Genomic DNA, 21,877 nt, shown 5'->3' with positions numbered 1-21,877 from the left:
GACTAGTTCCCCCTGTTAATTGATCTTAGAATTCAACTCTGTTTGAAGTTCGTGCAGATCACTTGCGGAAATCCCTAATTCGTCATAGCCATTTTGGATCACAGTAGTATTCACAGACTGGGCCTGCTTAGATTGTCCCTTTATAATAAAGGTGCTTAAATCCGCTACGCTCGGATACTGGAATATATCTTTGGTAGTTACTGTAATATCTTTCACTCGGAGTTGCGCCGAAATTTGAATCGCTTTTATTGAATCTCCTCCCAATGTATAAAAATCCTCGACTACACTTATGTTTTCAATCCCCAACACCGTTTCCCATACACGGGCTATCGTCTCTTCAGTACTGTTCCTTGGACGTATCGCTTGATTCTGAAAAAGCTGGCTTGTATTAGGAATTGGTAGTTTTTTATAATCCACTTTGCCATTTGCGTTTAAAGGCAACTTCTTTACCTTTACAAAATAGGCAGGGATCATGTAGTTCGGCAATCTTTCGGATACCCATTGCCTGATTTTTTCGGTATTCATTTCTTGATCTGCAGCAAAATACGCACATAAGCGCTTATCTCCTTGTTTATCTGCCTGCTCCATGATGAATACTTCTTTAATGGCCTGATTTTCAAGGATACACTTTTCAATTTCACCTAATTCAATTCGGAACCCCCTAATCTTTACCTGATGGTCATTACGACCTGTAAATTCAATTTCTCCGTTTGCAAGTCGTCGCCCTAAGTCACCTGACTTATATAATCGTTTATCATGTAGATAGAAAAATTTCTCTTGAGTTAATTGGTCATTGTTGAGATAACCTCGTGCGAGGCCTTCTCCAGCAATACACAGTTCCCCAACTGCCCCAATTGGCTGCTGCTGATTATCCGAATTAAGAACAAGCACCTCCGTATTCTTAATGGGTCGGCCGATCGGAATCGTAAACATCTCCTCATTAACTTCTTGAACTTCATGATACATCGCATAAACGGTACTCTCTGTGGGGCCATACATATGAATAAATTTCCCTTTACCCATCAACTGAAAAGCTTTATTTACATGTACTATGGATACTCGCTCGCCACCAAAAAGTACCTTTCTTACATTGGCCAAGCAATGAATTTCAAGGTCTACGAGTGTATTAAAAAGGGCCGTTGTCACAAAAAAAACGGAGACATTCTCTTTTAAAATCAATTGGGCTAACTCAGATACATTAAGCATTGTCTCTTTATCTACTAAAACAAGTCTTGCTCCATTCAAAAGGCTCCCAAATATATCAAAAACAGACCCATCAAAAGCAAAGTTGGACAATTGGAGAATGGTATCTTGTGGTGTAATTTGTACATAATCTGAACTTTTCACAACTCTCATTACATTGATATGTTCAATCATGATTCCTTTAGGTATACCGGTCGAGCCAGAAGTATACATTACATAAGCCAATTGATTAGCCTCTGAAATACGTATTGGATTACTCTTATCACGATCATCTGTTTGTTCCAGCACATCCTCAAGAACCAAAATCCGATGTCTTTCGGAACCTTCCAGTTGTGCTATTAGCTTTGTAATTATAGAAACGTTTGATCGCGAAACTACAATGATTGATAAGTTAGCATCCTGCACAATAACCTTTAACCGCTCACTTGTATTTTCCGGATCAAGAGGAGTATAGCCCGCATTGGATTTCAAAATGCCCAGTATCCCAATAATCATCTCTGGTGAACGCTCAGTAAGTAGTCCAATTAGTTGATCAGGTTGAACACCTAAATCTTGTAAAACATAGGCAAGCTTGTTGGCTTGCTTATTTAACTCTTCATAAGATATATGAGTTTCTCCATAGGTAAGGGCCGTTGCAAATGGCGCAACTTCAACTTGTCTTTCAAATAAATCTGCAAGTGTTTCTGTACCGCTGCACTCCATACTCTTTGAGTTTCTCAGTGCAATAAGTTCGATTTCCTCATCAGCACTCAAAATACAGATATTTTTCAAACAAGCAGAAGGTTCACTATAGATTTTCATTGCGACATTATATATATGATTTGCCATTCTTCGCACAGTATCTTCAGAATGAATATTGGAATTATAGATAAATGTTATGTTTGTTTCATCTCCCGGAAGCACTGTAATACTTAAGTCATAATTAGTATGTTCTATAACATCAACTTCCTTAATATTTACATCCACTTCCGCTAACAGATGTTTCCATGAGGAATTTAAAGGCGTATTATCAAACACATAAATATGATTAAACAGGCTTTGTCCGATCGACTGATTTTGAATCTGTGAAAGTGACAAGTGCTCATAGGGCTTAGATTTTAAATTCAGATGATGAATATGCTGCATTAGTGAGGTAAAAGTTTGGTCTCCCGCTGATTGTATACGTAAGGGAACTGTATTAATAAACAATCCTAGCATTCGCTCAACTGCTGGGATCTCTGGTGGCCGTCCTGCAACAACTGAACCAAATACAACATCGTTACTATTATTATATTTTTGCAGCACAATCCCCCAAAGACTCTGATAGACCGCGTTTAATGTAACTTGGTTGTTTCGAGCCAATTCTTTTAAGAAATTGGACAGTCGACGCTCTAATTGAATAGAATGTTTACCCAAGCTATAATTTTGAACTGATTTTTTTCCATTACTGCGTGTCTGATCTGGTAGAATGGAGCATTCTTCAAATCCGCTTAAATAATCTTTCCAGTATTCAAGAGCACTGTCTTGGTCTTGTATTGCCAACCATTCTATATACTGACTATAAGGCTGTTCCATACCAATGGATTGGCTTTGTCCTTTAACTAAAGAAGTGTAGATTTCAAATAATTCGCAAAGGATTAAATCGGAGCACCAGCCATCCATTAAAATATGGTGAAAAGTGAGTATACAAGTACTTTCACCAGGGCTTGTCTGTAGCACGGATAGCCTGATGAGCGGATCTTCCGTTAGGTTGAATCCTTGCTGACGATCCTTTTGTAAATAATGCTGGATCCACTGTTTTTTATCCAGATTTGATATATCAGCTCTGCTTTCATAAACAAATTGAAGAGGTCTTTCCGTCAGCACTACCTGAAGCGGCTGTTTGACCTTTTCCCATAAAAAAGTAGTTCTTAATACATTGTGCCGTTGGATAAGTGTCAAAAAGCTTTGCTTCATAAGTTCAACATTAAGATAACCTTCCATAGTTAGAATTAGCTGTACTAAATAAGTGTTGGGATCTGTATCTGACAGAGAATGATATAATATGCCTTCTTGCATGGGGGACAGCGTATATATATCCTGAATTTGTTCTTTTGAAAACGGGTTCACTCTACTCACCTGCCTAATCTAGTGTTTAGAATTTAAGGAACTGAGAAGCACATCATAAATCATATCTAAATCCTCTTCCTTTAAATTTTTTAATGTAAAGTCACTTGGAGTGCGCAACTGCTCCTTCTTGTCTATACAATGCTGAATAGTCCTGATAAGATGCTTTTCATATCTTCCAGCCAAATGTTGGATTTCTTGTCCACTAATTCGTGCACTATCATAGCCGATAGAAAGATGCAATTGATCTCCCGTGATATATCCTGTTATTTCAAGTGCATAACACAGTTCATTATTAGGGCTGATATTCCCTAATCCCTCGGGTCCAAAGGAAGCTGCACTGCTGTAAGAAGAGAGTTGGAAATATGGAGAACTTGAGATTGGGTCAAGTTGACCTAAATAATTAAAATTAATTTCTGGCTCAATAGAAAATGCCAAAGGTGCCCTCAAACTTTCCGGGCTAAGATACTTGAGTACCTCATAGTCCAAACCTTTATTTGGAATAGTTCTAAGATTCTCTTTGGTTTTTATAATCCATTCAGACAAATTGTCAGGCTCATACATACATAGAAGCACTGGGCACTGAGATGTGAACCAACCGACTGTACGTGTAATATTCATATCAGGTAAAATATCTGTACGGCCATGGGATTCCATATTGATTACAACTTGTTTGACTTTAAGCCAGTCATACAGAGCTATCCCTAAAGCAGTTATCAAAACATCATTTATATCGGTGTTATATGCATGATGGACTTGGCCAAGAAGCCTTTTTGTGTTTTCTTTTGACAGAGCAAATTTTAAATTACGTTTGTTCCTTTGTGTTGACACCTGTACTTGATCATTTTTCCACAGTAATAATTCTTGATTAACTTTTGCATTAAAATCCAGCCAATAAGGGATGTATTTTACTATTTCCCTACTATTCGAATAATTCTCCAATGCTTCAGCCCATTTTTGGTATGAATCTGTTTTTTCTTGCAGTATAACCACCTGTCTGCCTTTAATAATTTGCTCATAGGACTTTGAGAAATCTTCGATTAATATACGTAAGGAAATTCCGTCCATTACTAAATGATGTATCGACAGCAGCAAATGATCTCCTGACTTGGATCTGAACAGTCCTAAATGTACTAATGGCCCCTTCTCCAAACTTTTACTCCCTTGAATCTCTGAAATTTGGTCAATAATAAATTTTTCTTCATCCTCATGCGGCACGTCGAATACATTGAAATTGAATACCTCGGGACTCACGTCCATGTTCACCTGTTTTAAATTACCGCTCTCCATCTGATAAGTCATTCTAAGCGCGTCATGGTGCTCAACCAGTGTTCTCAAAACTCTGAGCAATGCTTCTGTTTCATAGCGTTCCGGATTATAAAACAGAACAGATTGATTCCAATGATGCTTATCAGTTAACTTTTTTGTAAAAAACCAATGCTGAATAGGGATAAGGGGGACATTCCCCAAAATTTTGCCTTGGTCACTCTTACGGTGAATCTGTTGAATGGACTGGCCAAATTGTGCAATAGTAGGCTGTTTTAAAAGATGATGACTACTGAGCCTTAGATTATGGGAGTTCAACTTTGCAGATAATTGAATGGCTTTAATTGAATCACCACCCAAATCATAAAAGTTATCATATATACCCACCTGGCCTACGCCAAGAACCTCACCCATTAGTAGGCATAGAAGTTCTTCTAAATCAGTGCGAGGCTGCTGAAGATTAGGTTGCTCCGATAAATCCCTGGTTGGCATAGGAAGAGCTTTTCGATCCACTTTTCCATTAATAGTCATAGGAAGTTCAGATAAATAAATAAAATAGGTAGGCATCATATAAATCGGTAATTCTTGCTTGATAAACTGACGCAACTCCGCCGTGCTTATCGTATTTTGGGCTACATAATACGCGCACAACTGCAACTGATCCTGCTCACTCTGAATAGCCTGCACCACTACTTCTGTGATTTCGTTATGTTTAAGTAGAATCGCCTCAATTTCTTCTAATTCGATCCGATGTCCACGTATTTTTACTTGCTGATCTAGCCTCCCACGATATTCCAAATTCCCGTCAGGAAGCATCCGAACTAAATCACCGGTTCTATATATTGTTATTTCCGGAATTGTTGGATGTTGGATGAATTTTTGTTCTGTAAGCTCTGGACGATTCAAATATCCTCTTGCCAGCCCACAGCCGCTTATGAAAAGCTCCCCAATTTGTCCATTATCAACAGGATTCAGTTGCTCATCAAAAATAAAAAAATGCGTATTCGGCAATGACAAGCCTATAGGAACTGAATTGCCTTCAAAATATGCTGAAGGAGCCATCCATAAAGAAGCACAAATGCTCGCTTCCGTGGGCCCGTATGCATTCACATAAGTTGTATACGGACTCCATTGATTTACCAAATTACTGGATGATGACGATCCTGCTGTTATCAGCAACCTTAAATCAGAAATACGTGAAACTTCTAAGTACACTGCATAACTTGGAGGCAGTGTTAAGACAGTTATCATATTTTCTGAAACATAGGATTCAAAATCAATGGGATCATGTATTATTTTCTGAGGAATAATATATAAGGTTGCCCCATTAAAAAGTGCCATGAAAAGTTCCCATACAGAGGCATCAAATGAAAAGCTGGCAAACTGACCGATTCGATCTTTTGAAGTAATATGGAACTTATTTGTCCAAATTGACTGCAAATTTTCAATTCCCTTATGTTCTAATAAGGTTCCTTTAGGCTGTCCTGTTGAACCTGAGGTATAGATTAAATAGGCGAGATTGCTTGAGCAAACATTCCGCTCCAAATTATCAGTCGAGCGATTGGAATACAGTTGTTCAGTCACTACTAATTTACTTAATCCTGGATGATTAGGAGTTCTTAAAGGCCGCTGTGTAAGCAGCAACTTCACATTGCTGTCACTTAGCATGAATCTAATTCTCTCCTCAGGGTAACCTGGATCAATTGCCAAATAAGCTCCTCCAGATTTAAGGACCGCTAATACTGCAATGATCATATCGACGGAGCGTTCCATCATAATTCCAACAATGCAATCAGTACAAACATTATGCTCAACCAATACTTTAGCTAATTGATTGGATTTTTCATTTAATTCGCGATAAGTTAGGCATTTTTCACAACTGACAACAGCGGGATGATCTGAATTAGCTACTACTTGCTTTTCAAATAGACTGTGGATAGTCATATGTTATTCCTCCCTGCCGAGGTTCCATCTTCTATTTACTTGAGTCCAACTTCAATGGAGTGCAGCATAACCTGACTCGAATTTAGTTTGAAATATTTTTTGATTTTCCGGAAATTCATATCACCAATAGAACACAACCCCACCTGCTCCAGCTCAGCTACTTGAGTTAACAGCTGCACCATAATTCCACAGTCGATAGCAGCATACAAATAGCCCATTCCCCCATATTTCGGCATCGTTACCTCACTGTCATAAACCATAAATACAGAAAAAGCTGATGTGCTAAATATTTCTTGATTTTGGGCATAATGAGCTTCTTGTGTGATTACACAGGCGCTGCTTACCATTTGTAGCATATTACGTACTGGATTATAGTAATATAAGCCTGCCTTTACCTTTTCTATACGGGCGTCCTTAACATAAATGAATATATCGATTGGATATAATCCACCATCAGTTGCGTAAAAATAGCGAATCTCCCCGTTAGTTATCGTCTGCTTAAAAACAGAGATTAGCTTTGAAAATGTTTTAAATGGAAGTTTGCGATTTATATCAAAATTACGATAAGATCTGCGATTTACAATCTCTTCTGTGAATGAAACATCCTCTAGAGGAAGTTCATACTCCATAACATTCGAAAATGAGCGTTCAAGCTGTTTTTGTTTGAAGTGATTGTAACGTTCCGGATCAATGAAAGTGTCTTCGTGGTGAGGATTGTGTACAAGATAATTATGCGGATAAAGGAGCTCTTGAGGGGATAAAATTGAATTTACTAATATGCGTTCATTAATTAAATGTTTAATAAAATCAACAAGGTGTTCCTGATTTAAATGAGAATAATGCTCGATAAGAGATTCCAGCTTTATGCCTTTTTGCGTTATGTAGTACAACTCAGGGAATAATTCAAGTGCTATACCAGAGAATATGGAATGCTCAATTTCAACAGCGTCCTCTGTTTTGCACCAACGAACGGATGGAGACCAGAAATACACAGTTTCATTCTGGATTAATTTAGATAATTGCACAGGGGCTTGCTTATGCATAATAGTTCCTCCTCTAAATATGATCATTTAAGGTATCTGGCCACTGACTTATTATGCTGGTTGTTTTTTATGATTGAATATCCATTCCATTTCACTATGCCTGCCGATACACCAACGACGGTACAATTGTCGGGAACATTTTTTAATACAACTGCACCTGCTCCTATTTTGGAGGAATCGCCAATTCTAATAGGGCCTAATACTTTAGCTCCCGCCCCTAAAACAACCCTGTTTCCAATAGTAGGGTGTCTTTTCCCCACGTCTTTCCCAGTGCCTCCTAAAGTAACATTTTGATATATCGTCACATTGCTTCCTATTACAGCAGTTTCACCTATTACAACCCCAATACCATGATCTATAAAAATCCCATCCCCCATCTTCGCGCCTGGATGTATATCTATTCCTGTAAAAAATCGTCCCCAATTAGATAACATTCGCGCAAATAAATACAAATGAACCTCAAAAAGGAAATGGGATAATCGGTAGAATAGCAGAGCATGAAAGCCTGGGTAACATAATACTATTTCAAGCCAACTATTTGCCGCTGGGTCCATTTCTCTAATAAACCGGATATCCTTGATTACCTTGCTTAACATTTCGGATCACTCCCCTTGCAGAAAGTACCTTTCCGATGAAAATGTAAGCATCATTATTAACTGTTCATATATTTCCACCTCTCTTATAGAATAGAAAACATTAATAACTATACATTTTTTAAAAAATATAAAATACTAAATATTTAGTATGTTACACAAGAAATATTCTACCTCCATATTTTCGTAAAGTAAATATTGAATTAATGTTTTTCAGGCTAAATTTATAATCGCAAACTGTATAAATTTAATCAGATTTAATAAATAAAAAAACTTTATTTCGCCAACACGGCTTCTTTTGAAGAGACACAGTGAGGAACGCAAGTAGGCAATAAACCTTTACATCATTGGACTGTAATGATATAATCCGACTATAATCCTTTACTAAACATTTAGTATAAAACATTTAGCAAAAGAAGTTATGAGAGGAGATATCATCTTGAGTACAACACGTGTAATGGTTCTTGGGCTCTTGCTGCAATATGGAGCAATGTCAGGATATGAAATACAACAGAAAATGCAATCAGCACAAACGGATAAATGGGCTTATGTGCAACCAGCTTCCATATATCATGCCTTGAAAAAAATGGATTCAGAAGGAATTGTACAGTTAGAAACGTTAGAACAGACAGGGAACCGGTCCAAAGCTATATATGCTATCACGGAGGCTGGAAAAAGTGAGTTTAGTCGGCTTTTAATCGAATCATTTAAGGAATCTTCTGTTGTATTTCCAACAGCACTGTACACAGCTTTAACTTTTATGAAAGAGGCTGGGCTCCATGAAATTGAGGAAGCTTTAAGTTTCCAACAGCAAGCCATCGAAAAAATCTATAAAGAAATGAAATTAGGGCAAGAACAAAAAGCTGAACTTATGGATATCCCTGTAAACGTTATGTTAATTTTCAGAAATATTTATGATCAATGTGAGCTTCAATTAAAATTTGTCAAACAAATTAAAGAGGAAATCAGAAGAAATTTATGAGGAGGATGTAATAATGAAACTGAGTAAAGGAGCACAAAATAAGCAAAAAGCTGCACTAATTGTTGTCGGATTAGCTGTATTCATTGATATGTTAATCTATGGATTAGTCGTTCCAATTTTGCCAAGGTATGCAGATTCTCTGGGCGCAACTCAAACTGAAATCGGATTTTTATTCAGCAGTTATGCAATCGCATTATTTATAGCTACACCTGTTTTTGGCCTATTAACGGATCGGATTGGGAGAAAGACACCTCTATTATGGGGGTTAATTGGACTCATAGCCTCCACTTTAATGTTTGCCATAGCCCACACTTTCTGGCTACTTGTAGTGGCACGCGCTCTTCAGGGAATTGCAGCCGCAATGACCTGGACAGCAGGACTCGCTCTCTTGGCTGACCTATACCCTTCTGAAGAACGTGGTAAAGCCATGGGCTTGGCATTATCCGGTCAAGCCGCCGGAACCCTTCTCGGACCAACAATTGGCGGTTGGTTGTATCAATGGGGAAGTTACCAGCTTCCTTTTTACTTTGCCATCTCCTTGGCCGTCATCGATGCTATACTTCGACTAATTCTCCTGCATGATATTCCGGAAGCGAAAAATGAAAAGTATATTTCCCCTTTCTCGTTCATGAAAAATAAAGATTTGCTTTTGGTTATTGGAGTGGTGATTATCGGCGCATCCATCCCAAGCGTACTTGAGCCAACATTACCGTTACACCTACAGCACAATTTTAGCGCTAACCCAGGACTTATTGGATTATTATTTGCTATTCCCACGCTTGCTTATGGCCTAGCAACACCTTTTATAGGACAGTTTTCTAGTAAAATCGGCTATAAAAACGGAATTCTCCTCGGTCTACTTATGGTATCCATTGCACTTCCTCTGACTGCACTTCCAGCAATATTATCGCTTCAAGCTGTTATTTTAGCTGTTTTAGGGGTTAGCATGGGTATGGTCCTTGCTCCCTGCTTACCTCAACTTGCTGATATCTCTCAACGAAGTGGAATTCATTCTTATGGAATTACTTTCGCACTCTATAACACGGCATACTCGATTGGCCTTATGATCGGCCCTATTTTGAGCAGTACTCTCACGGATCTAATGAATATTAAGTTCTCTTATTTAATCATAGGCATTATTGTATTTATATACATGTCCGTACTCGCTTCAGCCTTAAGGAAAGCCAAAAATTCATCAAACAATGTAAAGCTAAGTAAATAAGTGAACAAGAATTCATATCCTCACAAGGAATAAAATATAATTTGTATATTTTTACATTATAAAGCATTCCAATTCCTGAAAAAAAGGTATCCCTCAAGCTTATCGCTCAGGAATACCTTTTTTTTGATTCATCTATGGCTTGGCAGGCTCTACCTTCATTTGCGCCTCAAGCGCGAGATTCAGCTTGAGCACGTTGACACGTGGCTCGCCGAACACGCCGGCGCTGCGGCCTTCTGTCTGCTCCTGCACCAATGCTCTCAGTTGATCCTGCGGGATACCCGTCAAGCCGCTAATGCGCGGAATTTGCACCCGTGCCGCCTGTGGAGAAATGTGTGGGTCTAGACCGGAGCCGGAGTTCGTAATCAGGTCCACCGGAACCTGACTGACGGGTACATCCGGGTTATGCTTCTGCCAATCCGCAATAGAGTCCTTGACTCGCTGTATCAAGGCCGGATTCGACGGTGCGTAGTTACTAGAGCCTGAACCAACCCCATTATAATCAACGCTCGATACCCGACCTTGAAAAAACGCCGAATCAGTGAAAGACTGCCCAATCAGTTCGGAGCCAACCACCCGCCCCTCCGCGTCACGGAGCATACTGCCATTTGCTTGCTGCGGAAACAGGACCTGCGCTACTCCTGTACTGGCTAGCGGATATGCCAAACCGCACAAGAGAATCATCAGCACCGAAGTTCGCAAAGCCACTCCAATAACTGTACTTCCTCGCATCTCTTGTCTCTCCGGTTGTCCTTCCGACACAGTCCCGGTCCCTGTATGTTTGTTATGACCTTGTCCGCCAGATTCAGCTTTTTCGTGTGCAGCAAATCTGCGTCCAGACATCATCCGATAAAAACCACTCATGTCGTTCACCCTTTCTGCGCTAAATCCACAAATGCACCAGCAAATCAATGGCCTTTATACCGACAAACGGTACGACCATACCGCCCAGACCGTAAATCAGCAAATTCCGTCCCAGCAGGCGATCCGAGCTCATCGGCTTATACTTCACGCCCTTCATGGCCAGCGGAATCAAAAGCGGAATAATAACCGCGTTAAAGATTAACGCCGACAAAATAGCGGACAGCGGGGAGCCAAGCCCCATGACGTTCAAAGCGCCCATTTGTGGAATGGCTAGCATGAACATCGCCGGGATGATGGCAAAATATTTGGCAACATCGTTCGCAATGCTGAACGTTGTCAATGCTCCGCGCGTCATAAGCAGCTGCTTGCCGATCGCGACCACCTCAATAATTTTGGACGGATCGGAATCCAAGTCCACCATATTAGCCGCTTCTTTGGCCGCGACTGTGCCGCTATTCATGGCAAGACCTACATCGGCTTGCGCCAACGCAGGTGCATCATTGGTGCCGTCTCCGGTCATGGCAACCAGCTTACCCTGTTCCTGCTCACGTCGGATAACCGCGATTTTATCCTCCGGCTTGCTCTCAGCTACAAAGTCGTCCACTCCCGCTTCTCGTGCAATTGTAGCTGCTGTCAGCGGATTATCTCCGGTACACATGATCGTACGGATACCCATTTCCCGGAGCTGATCAAACCGTTCCTTCATGCCTGGCTTCACTGTATCCTTTAAATAAATAATACCGTATATCTGATCATCTAGCGCGACTGCCAGCGGTGTACCTCCTTCAGAGGCTACCTGATTCGCTTTTTCCTCCAGATCGGCTGGAACACTGCCATTTTGCGATACGATCCATTGCCGAACGGAATCCACTGCGCCCTTGCGTACCTTTCGTCCATCGGCCAGATCCAGACCACTCATCCGGGTCTCCGCCTTGAATTCGATAAAGGTTCCACCTGCCGCCAAGGATTCATCCAACGCATGCTCCTGTTTGCGCATCAACTCGAGAACCGAGCGACCCTCTGGCGTCTCATCCTTCATAGAGCTAATTGCTGCCCACTTCACTAGCTCTGCCTTCTCCACGCCCTCTACAGGCACGAATTCACTCGCCATCCGGTTCCCGAAGGTGATTGTACCTGTTTTATCCAGAATCATCGTGTTGATATCCCCAGAAGCTTCTACCGCCTTGCCTGACATGGCTAGCACATTAAACTGGGTGACCCGGTCCATACCGGCAATCCCGATGGCTGACAACAGTCCTCCAATCGTGGTTGGAATCAGACAGACTAGCAACGAAATCAGCACAGGAACAGGCAAATCAATGTTAAAATGACGGGCAATCGGCGCTAGCGTAACTACCACAATTAGAAAAATAATCGTCAAGCTAATCAGCAAAGTGTTCAGCGCAATCTCATTCGGCGTTTTTTGCCGCTGAGCGCCTTCCACGAGCGAAATCATTTTATCAATAAATGTCTCGCCCGGCTCTGTCGTAATCCGCACCTTAATCCGGTCACTAACCACTCGCGTTCCGCCGGTTACCGAGCAAAAATCACCACCCGATTCCTTGATGACCGGAGCCGATTCTCCCGTAATTGCAGATTCATCCACCGAAGCCAAACCTTCAATGACCTCACCATCGCTTGGAATCATTTCGCCCTGGGAGACAATAACTACGTCCCCCTTACGCAACTCGGTTGAGCTAACCACCTGAATGTCATTTCCGACGAGCTTGTTAGCTTGCGTATCCTGCTTGGATTTTTTTAAAGAGGCAGCTTGTGCCTTACCCCGCCCCTCCGCGAGCGCTTCGGCAAAGTTGGCAAAAAGCAACGTAAACAACAGAATAACAAACACGGCCAGGTTAAAGCCCATTTCCTTGTCAGTTCCAAAATAACCGGGAAACAGTAACATTAGCAGCACGACCAATGTACCGATCTCCACGACGAACATGACAGGATTTTTCATCATCATCATCGGATTTAATTTTATAAAGCTATCCTTGATCGCATGCTTCAAGATGCTTCTGTCCAGCATGTGTTTGCGTTGTTCCTTCATGGTCAAACACCCCGTTCATCCATTCTCATTTTCTTCTTCACATGGTCAAAAATTCAGCAACAGGTCCCAATACGATGACAGGTAAAAAGGTCAACGCACCAATCAGCAGCACGACTCCGATCAGAATGGCTCCAAATAACTTGTTGTCCGTGCGCAGTGTCCCCGTCGTCACCGGAGTCGGCGCTTTGGCATTCAACGAAGCCGCCACAGCCAACAATGCAATCATAGATACATATCGCCCGAAGAACATAACCATCCCCGTTGTGACATTCCAGAATACGTTGTTATCTGAAAGACCTTCAAACCCCGAACCATTATTTGCGGCAGATGACGCATATTCATAGAGCACCTGAGTCAACCCGTGATAGCCAGGGTTAGTGACCGCATCATATCCCCAATGACTCATAAACGCAAGCGCAGTTGGGGCGAGAATGAGAAACGGATGTACCAAAATGGCAACGGCGATCAGCTTCATTTCCTTGCCTTCAATTTTCCTTCCCATAAATTCCGGAGTTCTCCCGACCATCAGTCCGCATATAAACACACCCAGAATCGCATACATCAGCATATTCATCAGCCCGACACCCTTGCCGCCAAAAATGACGTTTAGCATCATTTCTCCCAAAGCAGCCATGCCACCTAGCGGGGTTAGTGTATCATGCATATTATTGACCGAACCTGTCGTTGCCGCTGTTGTGACCGCAGTGAATAAAGCCGATTGTCCAATACCGAAACGAACCTCTTTCCCTTCCATGCTTCCCTGAGAAGCATCCACACCCAGTGTCTGGATTAACGGATTACCTGTCTTCTCAGATACATACGTAATGGATAGAAAAATAAGAAACAATACCATCATGGAGCTAAAAATAATCCAGCCCTGCTTACGATTACGGGCAAACAATCCAAAGGTATACGGCAACGAAGCCGGCATTACCCACATTGCCAAAATTTCCAGCACGTTCGTCCAAGGACTTGGATTCTCAAAAGGATGCGCAGAGTTAGCTCCCGCATAACCGCCCCCGTTCGTCCCCAAATGCTTGATGGACTCCAGAGAAGCAATGGGTCCCATAGAAATTTGCTGTTGTGTTCCGCTCAGCGTCGTAAGATCCGCCGTAGGCTGTAGCGTCTGCGGTACCTTCAATCCGACCAGCACCAGCGTAAGCACAAAGGCCAGCGGCAGGAAAATCCTTATAATAGCTTTAATAAAATCTTGAAAGAAATTGCCCATCCCTTCACCGCGCCGCGTCAATCCTCTCATAAAAGCCGCAGCAACCGAAAAACCGGAAGCAGCCGAAGTGAACATCATCATCGTGACGAACGCCATCTGTGTCAGATACGTAAGCCCGCTTTCTCCGCTATAATGTTGGAGATTCGTATTCGTCATAAAGCTGATTACCGTATTAAAAGCTAGTGATGCTTCCATATTACTGTTTCCAGCCGGATTACCGGGAAGCATTCCCTGTAAACGCAACAGCAAGTAGCTGATTGCCACAAGCACGGCGTTCGTAGCAATGAAACTCATAACATACGTAGTCCAACGCATGCTCTCCACTTTCTTCAAGCCTACTACCTTATAAATCAGCTTTTCTGTTCTGCCAAAAATCCGATCCGTCCGATTCGGTTCATTCGAGAATACATGATACATATATGTACCCATTGGCTTTACCAAGAGCAGCAATATAACGATCACAATTCCAATTTGAAGCAGCTCCATCCTCTATTCCTCCTTCAAAATGCTCCTGCGTTTGGAACAACAGACCCGATTCAGACCATCTATGAAGTGCACACGTTTGCGAAAAACTGCTACCAATATGCTTTAATGCTCAGATCTGTTGTTCCCGCCCGCTCTATCCCTACAAGTGACTAGAACTTTTCAGGGTTCAGGAGTGCGTAGATTAAATACATAAACACAATAGCTGTAAGCCCGAGTATAACGATCATCCTCTTCGTCCTCCTTTAGAGGTCTGCGCATCACACCAGCGTACAAACAGCAGTATCACTCCATAACTCACAGCCATGACGAGCAGCATGTATATATCCATCATGTTTATACCCTCCGTATCGGTCCTCAGATCGCCATTCTTATTCCATCATAAAATCATAAAACAACTATGTCATAAGTGCTTATCCGTTCAGCAGAAAACCCACCTCTCCGTTCAATGTGTAGATCACATGGTCCGCTCCCAATCCCCGATAAATTCCTTGTGGATTACAGCCGTGTGTAATAACATAGATCGATTCCGATGTTAGTGGTCGACATATTTGCAGGAAACGGCAAGTCAGATTCAAGCTGTTCTCGAACAAATACACACTACCAATTTCTTTTTTTGGAAAATTCCATTTTCCCGCTTGCATGGTATTGATGCGGACAATGTGCTCCACACCCATTTTTTTGAGCTGTCGTTCCTCCTGGGCGCTATTCGTGAGAACTGCAAACGCCAATTTTTTAAAAATAAGCAATTTCACAAAACTTCTGCCCGCTTCATTCGGTGCAGTGACAATAATTAACCGACCTTCCATCAGTAGCTCCTCTCCCGGTATAAAAAGACAACAAAAAGAAGCCGAAGGAAAAAGGCTTTCCTCCGGCTTCTGACATATCCATGATAAAATAAACCATGGCTGCACACGGCGGTTTGTTGCCTCTCCCTGTACGCTTACGAGGTTAGCTGTCGGATTCGGACGTGAGAGTCGCCCTATTTCTGGCACTTGACCGGAAAATTCACCCCATGAGACACACGGCTTCCGAAGCCGTACAGTCTCGATTGGTTCCCCCGCTTTTGCAACTGCAAAATTCAGCGCTGTAGACATTTCGTTGTTGCTTCATTCAAGTTAATTTGAAATTACGTCTTGAATCATACACCCGCGCATGGAAGACTGTAAAGCTCAACTGCAGGGTTATAAATCGGCCTTTAGAGCATAGAAGATGAATAATAACGCTTACAATGCAACTATGCCTCTCACAGCTCCTTCAATCTCTGTTTTTCATCCTTTTTTGAAAATGACAAGCATGTCAATATTGGCGTAGGGTAAAGCGTTATTGGCCTTTTTTTGTAAAAAGAGAAGAAAATACGCTATATGTACCAGCTAAACACCGATTGAACCCACTTTTATAAGAAGAAACACCTTAATTCGCTCCATTTGCGGTGCGATTTACTGTTTTGAGCAAAATACGATTTTACAGCGCCTGAGGTCTTTATACAGCTTTTCCAGACTTGCAACCCTTCTTTGAATTGTCTACAATTTAATTGCTGGATATTGAATGAGGAGAGATGCTATGACCGTTTATGAATATGATGCGCAAACCCTGCAAGGGAAACAAATTCCGTTATCCACATTTGAAGGGAACGTTCTGCTTATCGTGAACACTGCCAGCAAATGTGGGTTAACCCCCCAATACAAAGCGCTACAAGAGCTATATGACCAGTATCATGAACAGGGGCTCGAAATTTTGGGATTTCCCAGCAACCAGTTTGCCAAACAAGAGCCAGGTTCCAGTGAGGAGATCTCCGAGTTTTGCCAGATCAAATATGGTGTCACCTTTCCGATGTTCGCCAAGACAGATGTCAATGGCGATCAAGCACCCCCCTTATTTCGCTACCTGACCCAAACAGCTCCGGGGGTATTAGGGTCCAAAGCGATCAAATGGAATTTTACTAAATTCTTAATTACAAGAGAAGGTAACGTATTTAAGCGCTATGCACCGCAAACTACTCCAGATAAGCTGGCGGGAGATATAGAGAAGCTTTTGCAGCAAAACTGACATTCTTCATTATCACAGTTAATAAACGACCTGTTGCAACCGTGGCTTCCGTGGCTAAAGAATATAACGAAAAATACTTAACAAAAAAAAGCATCCTTTCACGTAAACCGTGTCAGGATGCTTTTTTAACTAGGTCTTGCATATAATGCGGTCGAGAGGACTCGAACCTCCACGGGCGTACGCCCACTACCCCCTCAAGATAGCGTGTCTGCCATTCCACCACGACCGCAAATCATAATGTATTGAGGCAACAGATTTATTATACTCTCTCATCAACTATTTGTAAACAAAAATATTATAATTATTTTAACTTACATATATGAGCGATAATAATACCGTCCTGTATAAAGATAACCGCTTGCTGAACTATGCATTAATGTTGCCCCCTTACGGATTATCAGAACCACCTGGCACTTAACTAAGTAATTAATTTGACAAAATAACGTATTTACGATTGTAAAAACACGTATAAAAGTGTATCATAGTTTCAGATGGTTAATTCTAACATGTTTACTGATGATTATTATAACACACCAATTATTCCGTAAGAATCCGTAAGGGGCGATTTCTTTTGAACAACAAAATGCCTGTCACCTCCTTCGGGTGGGCCATCAAACAACGGCTTGTCGAACTTCGACTGGATCAGAAAACATTTTGTGAGACACACAATATTCCGCCTTCACGCTTGTCCAATCTGATTCACGGCACCCGCAAAGCACAAAGGTACAGAAAACAAGTTGCTGCAATTCTGAACATCGACGATAACGATTATAAGGAGGCATCGCCACTCTAAATCCAACAAGCATTCCAGTTACATACAGGTCATTCCATATCACCAAGAAACCAAATAAACCCGTAAAGCGAACTCCTCCAGTTCGTTTACGGGTTTTCAACCCAGACAATCTTTAGCCAAAAAATCATTCCGGCTTTGTTTTATCCTTCTCACTTTTTTGCTTACGATATTTCGCAAATTCAACATATTCTAAAATAAAATTCTGTTCTTCCGTCTCAAGATCTTCTGCCTGGCAATTCAGTGGCCCCATCACTCCAAAAAAATAAGCAGCCTTCTGCTCCTGAAGTACGCCTTCTCCCGGCTTAATCCCTTTCATTAACCAATCGAGCGATACATTAAAAAAGTCCGAAATCTGAATTAAATGAGTGGTACCCGGCGTTGTTTTCCCCCTTCTCCAATCACCGAGATTCCCTGAACTGATTTTAAGCTTTTCACAAAATGCCTTCTTGGTCATTCCCCGATCTTTAATCAAAGCTTCAATGCGCTGATAAATAGTTTGATCTCCCAAAATGTTTCCCCTCCGAAACAGTAACTTTTTCTGAAATAATTTTCATTTTTCAGCCTTACTCATTAGTAATCCCCATTAAATCCTAAGCAACCATTACCCCATAGTAGAATTGCGCTGGTTTTTCTCTTTACGAAAGCGGGTAAATTCAATATACTCAAGTATAAAATTTCTTTCCGCCTCACTAAGCGGTTCCCCCTGGCAATTCAGTTGCCCTGAAGCGTCAAAAAAATAAGGGTCTTGCGACTCCTTCAGCACCTCACCCTGTATATCTCGACCCAGCATAATCCAGTCCAGACTCGCATCAAAAAAAGAAGCGATTTCAATGAGTTTATTCGTGCCCGGCGTCGTTTTTCCTCTTTTCCAATCCCCGAAGTTCCCTGTACTAATGCCTAACTGCTGGCAGAACGCCTTTTTCGTCATTCCCCGTTCCTTGATGAGTTCCTCGATGCGATGGTAAATAGATTGCATAGAAGTTCCTTCCTCCCTAGCAGGCTCTCAAATAACGATATCATGTTCTCTGTTCCCATTTCAAAGATCACGTATGCTAAAATTACCGAATTATGTATGTTGGTTTCCATTATACCACAACACGCAACAAAAACCGCCTGTTTTCCGAAGAAAGGGCGGTCTTTAAGCCAGTCCACTTACGCCAATCACGTAGCAGAGTTGTCGATTTTAAGTAAAATATGCTTCAATTCATTCAAAGTTTCACTCAGATGCAATAAATCTTCTTCTGGCAGATACACCAGTCTTTCTTGAATTTTATTGGAGAAGGTATGAAATACCTGTTCACAAAAAGCATCGCCTTCCTGTGTAATCGCCACATTCACGACTCTGCGATCCGAATCACACGACTGGCGGTCAGCCAACCCATGCTCCACCAGTTTGTCCAGAAGAGGAGTCATGTTCGGACGTGAGACATTAAGCTGTTTGGATAAATCAGATACCGTAGACGAACGTACTTCACGCAGGAGCATTAGCACCTGAAAGTTATTAGGCGACAAGTGTAATGGGAAATCGAGCGGACCGTAGGTGAAAAATTTCTTCTTCACAATCGGAAACAAGCCCAAAATATTTTCTGATATATTTCCTAACAGTTGAGTGTCCATATTTTTCACCGTCACTTCATAAGTTTATACTTATCATTCTATAACATTATGGCGTTATATTATACTATGGAATCATTATTTCATCATAATCATTACTTTATTACATCATTACACAAATAAAAAAAGCCTCTACCGCGAGAGACTTTTCCGTTCATTCCATTGATGCGGTCGAGAGGACTCGAACCTCCACGAGCGTACGCTCACTACCCCCTCAAGATAGCGTGTCTGCCATTCCACCACGACCGCATAACAAAATATAAATGGTGAGCCATGAAGGACTCGAACCTTCGACACCCTGATTAAAAGTCAGGTGCTCTACCAACTGAGCTAATGGCTCATGCTGTTCATCCAAGCTGTCCGCCATTAGACCAGACCTCAGGAATTCCCCTTAAGCATGCAACATGTAGTCTATAAAGACAACAATGACCCGTAGGGGATTCGAACCCCTGTTACCTCCGTGAAAGGGAGGTGTCTTAACCCCTTGACCAACGGGCCTTATTATTATGCGCCAACTTGGCGACAAGAAAGAGTATATCAAATAGAATAACAAATGGCAATACTTATTTTTTAAATTTTAAAAAAAGCAGTTTTTATCATTACAAAATGCATGTCCACTTACATTAACTTATCTATAATCATCTAATCCCTGAAAAATCATGATAAATGATTGCAATATCACTTACATTTACTTATAATCACTTACGAGATACCGAAATCATTATATTTCAGAGGAGCTTTCTATGTATCAGGAAGAACGAATGTTAAAAATCGTTGATTACTTACAGCTTCATAAGCGTATTTCGGTGGATGATATTTGTGAAATTTTTAATGTTTCACGGGATACGGCCCGTCGAGACCTGGTAAAACTTGAGGAGCATCAAAAAATTATTCGCACCCGCGGCGGCGCCCTTCTCCCTAAACTGCATCACGATCCAATTGGAAATTATAACGAAAGACTACTTACTGTATCTGAGGAGAAACAAGTGATCGGACAATTGGCTGCCAACATGGTACGAGATAGGGATCGTATTATATTGGATTCCTCTACCACCGTACAGGCGTGTGCAGAAAGACTGAATGTGCAGGAATGTTCGGTTATCACCAATTCAATTAATCAGGCCGACGTACTATCTGGAAAAGACGGTGTCTCCATTCATCTGTTGGGAGGCCGCCTGCAAAAAGAGCACCGGTATGTATATGGCTCGTCCGTAATCGCCACTTTGTCTCACTATTTTGTAGACAAAGCTTTTATCGGGATTGGAGGCATATCATCCCACGGACTAAGCCTGATTCATGAAGAAGACGGTATGCTGAAGCATCAGATGATGAAACAGGCGGATCAGGTGATCATCCTTGCGGACCATTCGAAATTCGGAATTAATTTCCCGTATCGTTTTGCTGATTTATCTGAGGTTAATATCGTGATCACCGATCGCTTGCCAGAACCAGCAATGCTGGAAATTTTGCAACATCATGATATTGAAGTTGTTGTCCCCTCATAAAATATGAAACTGCTTAGCTAGAACTCAAGATTTATCACAGAGATATCGAAAGACAGGAGTTGGAGAGAAATGAAACTGTTTGCGATTGATATGGATGGAACACTGCTGAACGAGGAAGGAAAAATAAGCAAAGTGAACGCGGAGGCTATACGCCAAGCACAAAAGCAAGGCGTTCAGGTGACAATTGCCACTGGTAGAGCCGCTTATGACGCCTGGACAAAGCTAGAGGAAGCAGAACTTATAACTCCCGTCATTGGAGCAAACGGAGCAACCGTACACGATGTGCATCGTCGTCAGTTAACCTCTACTCCTATAGGCCGCAGTGAAACGTTTGAAGTGCTGAACTGGCTGCACGACAACGACTTTTACTATGAGGTCATGACAGACCGCGCTATTTATTCTCCACAAAACGGACATCAGCTACTTGCTGTTGAAATGGATCGATTGCTGAGCGCCAACCCGGATATTTCGCTGGATACATTATTACACGCAGCCGAAAAACAATATGAACAGACCGGACATACCCGCATCGCTTCATATGAGGACATTCCACTGGATGTAGAGATTTATAACGTGCTCTGTTTCTCCTTTGATCAAGCCAAATTGGATCGGGGCCGTGAGCGTTACCAAAGTTTTCAGGGCCTGAACATGGTCATCTCTTCAGACCGTAACTTTGAAGTCGAGCATAAGGACGCGTCTAAAGGTAATGCATTGCGTTATCTGGCGAATCATCTGAGCATTCCCATGCAGGAAGCTGTAGCGATTGGGGACAGTTACAACGATATCTCCATGCTGACAATGGCAGGAAGAGGCATTGCCATGGGCAATGCAAAAGACGACATTAAGGCCGTCTGCTCCGAAGTGACTCTGACTAATACGGAAGATGGCGTTGCTCATGCTCTGTTGAACATACTTAAGACAGTTGAGGCTGACACTGTGAAATAGAAGTCATTGGC

General features: G+C 41.8%; 18 protein-coding genes, 4 tRNA genes and 1 riboswitch. Of the genes, 6 read left to right on the top strand and 16 right to left on the bottom strand.

What is annotated here, in order from left to right; all coding sequences use genetic code 11:
- Positions 1-15: 15 nt before the first annotated feature.
- From MKY16_RS06835 to cysE, 4 genes are read right to left on the bottom strand one after another with little or no spacing between them, the layout of a single operon-like run.
- A complete protein-coding gene (locus tag MKY16_RS06835) occupies positions 16-3,291 on the bottom strand; it encodes a non-ribosomal peptide synthetase (RefSeq protein WP_340954755.1) in 3,276 nt (1,091 codons plus the stop codon).
- Between the two features lie 18 nt (positions 3,292-3,309).
- Positions 3,310-6,498: an amino acid adenylation domain-containing protein gene (locus tag MKY16_RS06830; protein WP_340954753.1), complete on the bottom strand. Its 3,189-nt coding sequence runs from the start codon at positions 6,496-6,498 to the stop codon at positions 3,310-3,312.
- 35 nt (positions 6,499-6,533) lie between these two features.
- Positions 6,534-7,541, bottom strand: coding sequence for a SagB/ThcOx family dehydrogenase (locus MKY16_RS06825; protein ID WP_186290454.1), 1,008 nt, complete (start codon positions 7,539-7,541; stop codon positions 6,534-6,536).
- Between the two features lie 23 nt (positions 7,542-7,564).
- Entirely contained in the window at positions 7,565-8,137 is a 573-nt protein-coding gene (gene cysE / locus MKY16_RS06820; protein WP_340954745.1) for a serine O-acetyltransferase, read from the bottom strand.
- A 436-nt stretch (positions 8,138-8,573) separates the two neighbouring features.
- On the opposite strand from cysE, the gene MKY16_RS06815 reads away from it, so the two are divergent.
- Both MKY16_RS06815 and MKY16_RS06810 read left to right on the top strand, forming a co-directional pair.
- Positions 8,574-9,116 carry a PadR family transcriptional regulator gene (locus MKY16_RS06815; RefSeq protein ID WP_340954742.1) on the top strand — a complete coding sequence of 181 codons (543 nt, stop codon included), beginning with the start codon at positions 8,574-8,576 and terminating at the stop codon, positions 9,114-9,116.
- A 13-nt stretch (positions 9,117-9,129) separates the two neighbouring features.
- Positions 9,130-10,338, top strand: coding sequence for an MFS transporter (locus tag MKY16_RS06810; protein ID WP_340954741.1), 1,209 nt, complete (start codon positions 9,130-9,132; stop codon positions 10,336-10,338).
- A gap of 132 nt (positions 10,339-10,470) precedes the next feature.
- Here MKY16_RS06810 and kdpC read toward each other — a convergent pair whose 3' ends face one another.
- The 5 genes from kdpC to MKY16_RS06790 all read right to left on the bottom strand — a co-directional run bounded on the left by kdpC (position 10,471) and on the right by MKY16_RS06790 (position 15,769).
- Positions 10,471-11,199 (bottom strand): potassium-transporting ATPase subunit KdpC, encoded by a 729-nt coding sequence (gene kdpC / locus MKY16_RS06805; RefSeq protein ID WP_340954739.1) that lies wholly within the window; start codon positions 11,197-11,199, stop codon positions 10,471-10,473.
- Between the two features lie 19 nt (positions 11,200-11,218).
- Complete coding sequence (kdpB, locus tag MKY16_RS06800) at positions 11,219-13,249, bottom strand: potassium-transporting ATPase subunit KdpB (RefSeq protein WP_340954736.1); 2,031 nt, start codon at positions 13,247-13,249, stop codon at positions 11,219-11,221.
- A gap of 37 nt (positions 13,250-13,286) precedes the next feature.
- The gene (gene kdpA / locus MKY16_RS06795) at positions 13,287-14,963 is read right to left on the bottom strand and encodes a potassium-transporting ATPase subunit KdpA (protein ID WP_340954733.1); all 1,677 of its coding nucleotides are present in this window, start codon (positions 14,961-14,963) and stop codon (positions 13,287-13,289) included.
- 149 nt (positions 14,964-15,112) lie between these two features.
- On the bottom strand, positions 15,113-15,190 hold the full coding sequence (locus MKY16_RS26100; protein WP_071559652.1) for a potassium-transporting ATPase subunit F: 78 nt from the start codon (positions 15,188-15,190) through the stop codon (positions 15,113-15,115).
- 183 nt (positions 15,191-15,373) lie between these two features.
- Entirely contained in the window at positions 15,374-15,769 is a 396-nt protein-coding gene (locus MKY16_RS06790; protein WP_023987603.1) for a hypothetical protein, read from the bottom strand.
- Positions 15,770-15,884: 115 nt separating this feature from the next.
- Positions 15,885-16,057: riboswitch (cyclic di-AMP (ydaO/yuaA leader) on the bottom strand.
- A 466-nt stretch (positions 16,058-16,523) separates the two neighbouring features.
- Here MKY16_RS06790 and MKY16_RS06785 point away from each other — a divergent pair.
- Positions 16,524-17,009 carry a glutathione peroxidase gene (locus MKY16_RS06785; RefSeq protein WP_340954731.1) on the top strand — a complete coding sequence of 162 codons (486 nt, stop codon included), beginning with the start codon at positions 16,524-16,526 and terminating at the stop codon, positions 17,007-17,009.
- 146 nt (positions 17,010-17,155) lie between these two features.
- Here MKY16_RS06785 and MKY16_RS06780 read toward each other — a convergent pair.
- Positions 17,156-17,238, bottom strand: a tRNA-Leu gene (locus MKY16_RS06780).
- A 342-nt stretch (positions 17,239-17,580) separates the two neighbouring features.
- Here MKY16_RS06780 and MKY16_RS06775 point away from each other — a divergent pair.
- Complete coding sequence (locus MKY16_RS06775; RefSeq protein WP_029516349.1) at positions 17,581-17,802, top strand: hypothetical protein; 222 nt, start codon at positions 17,581-17,583, stop codon at positions 17,800-17,802.
- A 124-nt stretch (positions 17,803-17,926) separates the two neighbouring features.
- Here the strand turns inward: MKY16_RS06775 and MKY16_RS06770 are convergent, their stop codons facing one another.
- The 6 genes from MKY16_RS06770 to MKY16_RS06745 form a co-directional block, all read right to left on the bottom strand.
- A complete protein-coding gene (locus MKY16_RS06770; protein WP_013309253.1) occupies positions 17,927-18,310 on the bottom strand; it encodes a helix-turn-helix domain-containing protein in 384 nt (127 codons plus the stop codon).
- 93 nt (positions 18,311-18,403) lie between these two features.
- Positions 18,404-18,778 (bottom strand): helix-turn-helix domain-containing protein, encoded by a 375-nt coding sequence (locus MKY16_RS06765; RefSeq protein WP_318626934.1) that lies wholly within the window; start codon positions 18,776-18,778, stop codon positions 18,404-18,406.
- A 185-nt stretch (positions 18,779-18,963) separates the two neighbouring features.
- Complete coding sequence (locus tag MKY16_RS06760) at positions 18,964-19,419, bottom strand: MarR family winged helix-turn-helix transcriptional regulator (protein WP_023987598.1); 456 nt, start codon at positions 19,417-19,419, stop codon at positions 18,964-18,966.
- Positions 19,420-19,582: 163 nt separating this feature from the next.
- Positions 19,583-19,665, bottom strand: a tRNA-Leu gene (locus tag MKY16_RS06755).
- A gap of 15 nt (positions 19,666-19,680) precedes the next feature.
- A tRNA-Lys gene (locus MKY16_RS06750) sits at positions 19,681-19,756 on the bottom strand.
- An 86-nt stretch (positions 19,757-19,842) separates the two neighbouring features.
- A tRNA-Glu gene (locus tag MKY16_RS06745) sits at positions 19,843-19,914 on the bottom strand.
- Between the two features lie 245 nt (positions 19,915-20,159).
- On the opposite strand from MKY16_RS06745, the gene MKY16_RS06740 reads away from it, so the two are divergent.
- Positions 20,160-20,921 (top strand): DeoR/GlpR family DNA-binding transcription regulator, encoded by a 762-nt coding sequence (locus tag MKY16_RS06740; RefSeq protein ID WP_029516347.1) that lies wholly within the window; start codon positions 20,160-20,162, stop codon positions 20,919-20,921.
- Between the two features lie 69 nt (positions 20,922-20,990).
- Complete coding sequence (locus tag MKY16_RS06735) at positions 20,991-21,866, top strand: Cof-type HAD-IIB family hydrolase (protein ID WP_340884714.1); 876 nt, start codon at positions 20,991-20,993, stop codon at positions 21,864-21,866.
- Positions 21,867-21,877 lie beyond the last annotated feature (11 nt).

This window comes from Paenibacillus sp. FSL L8-0641 (genome assembly GCF_038006265.1).
Taxonomy (GTDB): domain Bacteria; phylum Bacillota; class Bacilli; order Paenibacillales; family Paenibacillaceae; genus Paenibacillus; species Paenibacillus polymyxa_D.
The sequence above is the reverse complement of the archived record's forward strand: the minus strand, read 5'-3'. Positions and strand labels throughout refer to the sequence as shown.

Excerpts from the sequence above, each read along its gene's own strand:
- MKY16_RS06765 (WP_318626934.1), bottom strand. The coding sequence starts at position 18,778 with ATGCAATCTATTTACCATCGCATCGAGGAACTCATCAAGGAACGGGGA.
- MKY16_RS06810 (WP_340954741.1), top strand. The coding sequence starts at position 9,130 with ATGAAACTGAGTAAAGGAGCACAAAATAAGCAAAAAGCTGCACTAATT.
- kdpC (WP_340954739.1), bottom strand. The coding sequence starts at position 11,199 with ATGAGTGGTTTTTATCGGATGATGTCTGGACGCAGATTTGCTGCACAC.
- kdpB (WP_340954736.1), bottom strand. The coding sequence starts at position 13,249 with ATGAAGGAACAACGCAAACACATGCTGGACAGAAGCATCTTGAAGCAT.
- MKY16_RS06735 (WP_340884714.1), top strand. The coding sequence starts at position 20,991 with ATGAAACTGTTTGCGATTGATATGGATGGAACACTGCTGAACGAGGAA.
- MKY16_RS06825 (WP_186290454.1), bottom strand. The coding sequence starts at position 7,541 with ATGCATAAGCAAGCCCCTGTGCAATTATCTAAATTAATCCAGAATGAA.
- MKY16_RS06790 (WP_023987603.1), bottom strand. The coding sequence starts at position 15,769 with ATGGAAGGTCGGTTAATTATTGTCACTGCACCGAATGAAGCGGGCAGA.
- MKY16_RS06830 (WP_340954753.1), bottom strand. The coding sequence starts at position 6,498 with ATGACTATCCACAGTCTATTTGAAAAGCAAGTAGTAGCTAATTCAGAT.
- MKY16_RS06760 (WP_023987598.1), bottom strand. The coding sequence starts at position 19,419 with ATGGACACTCAACTGTTAGGAAATATATCAGAAAATATTTTGGGCTTG.
- MKY16_RS26100 (WP_071559652.1), bottom strand. The coding sequence starts at position 15,190 with ATGATCGTTATACTCGGGCTTACAGCTATTGTGTTTATGTATTTAATC.
- MKY16_RS06785 (WP_340954731.1), top strand. The coding sequence starts at position 16,524 with ATGACCGTTTATGAATATGATGCGCAAACCCTGCAAGGGAAACAAATT.
- MKY16_RS06740 (WP_029516347.1), top strand. The coding sequence starts at position 20,160 with ATGTATCAGGAAGAACGAATGTTAAAAATCGTTGATTACTTACAGCTT.
- cysE (WP_340954745.1), bottom strand. The coding sequence starts at position 8,137 with ATGTTAAGCAAGGTAATCAAGGATATCCGGTTTATTAGAGAAATGGAC.
- kdpA (WP_340954733.1), bottom strand. The coding sequence starts at position 14,963 with ATGGAGCTGCTTCAAATTGGAATTGTGATCGTTATATTGCTGCTCTTG.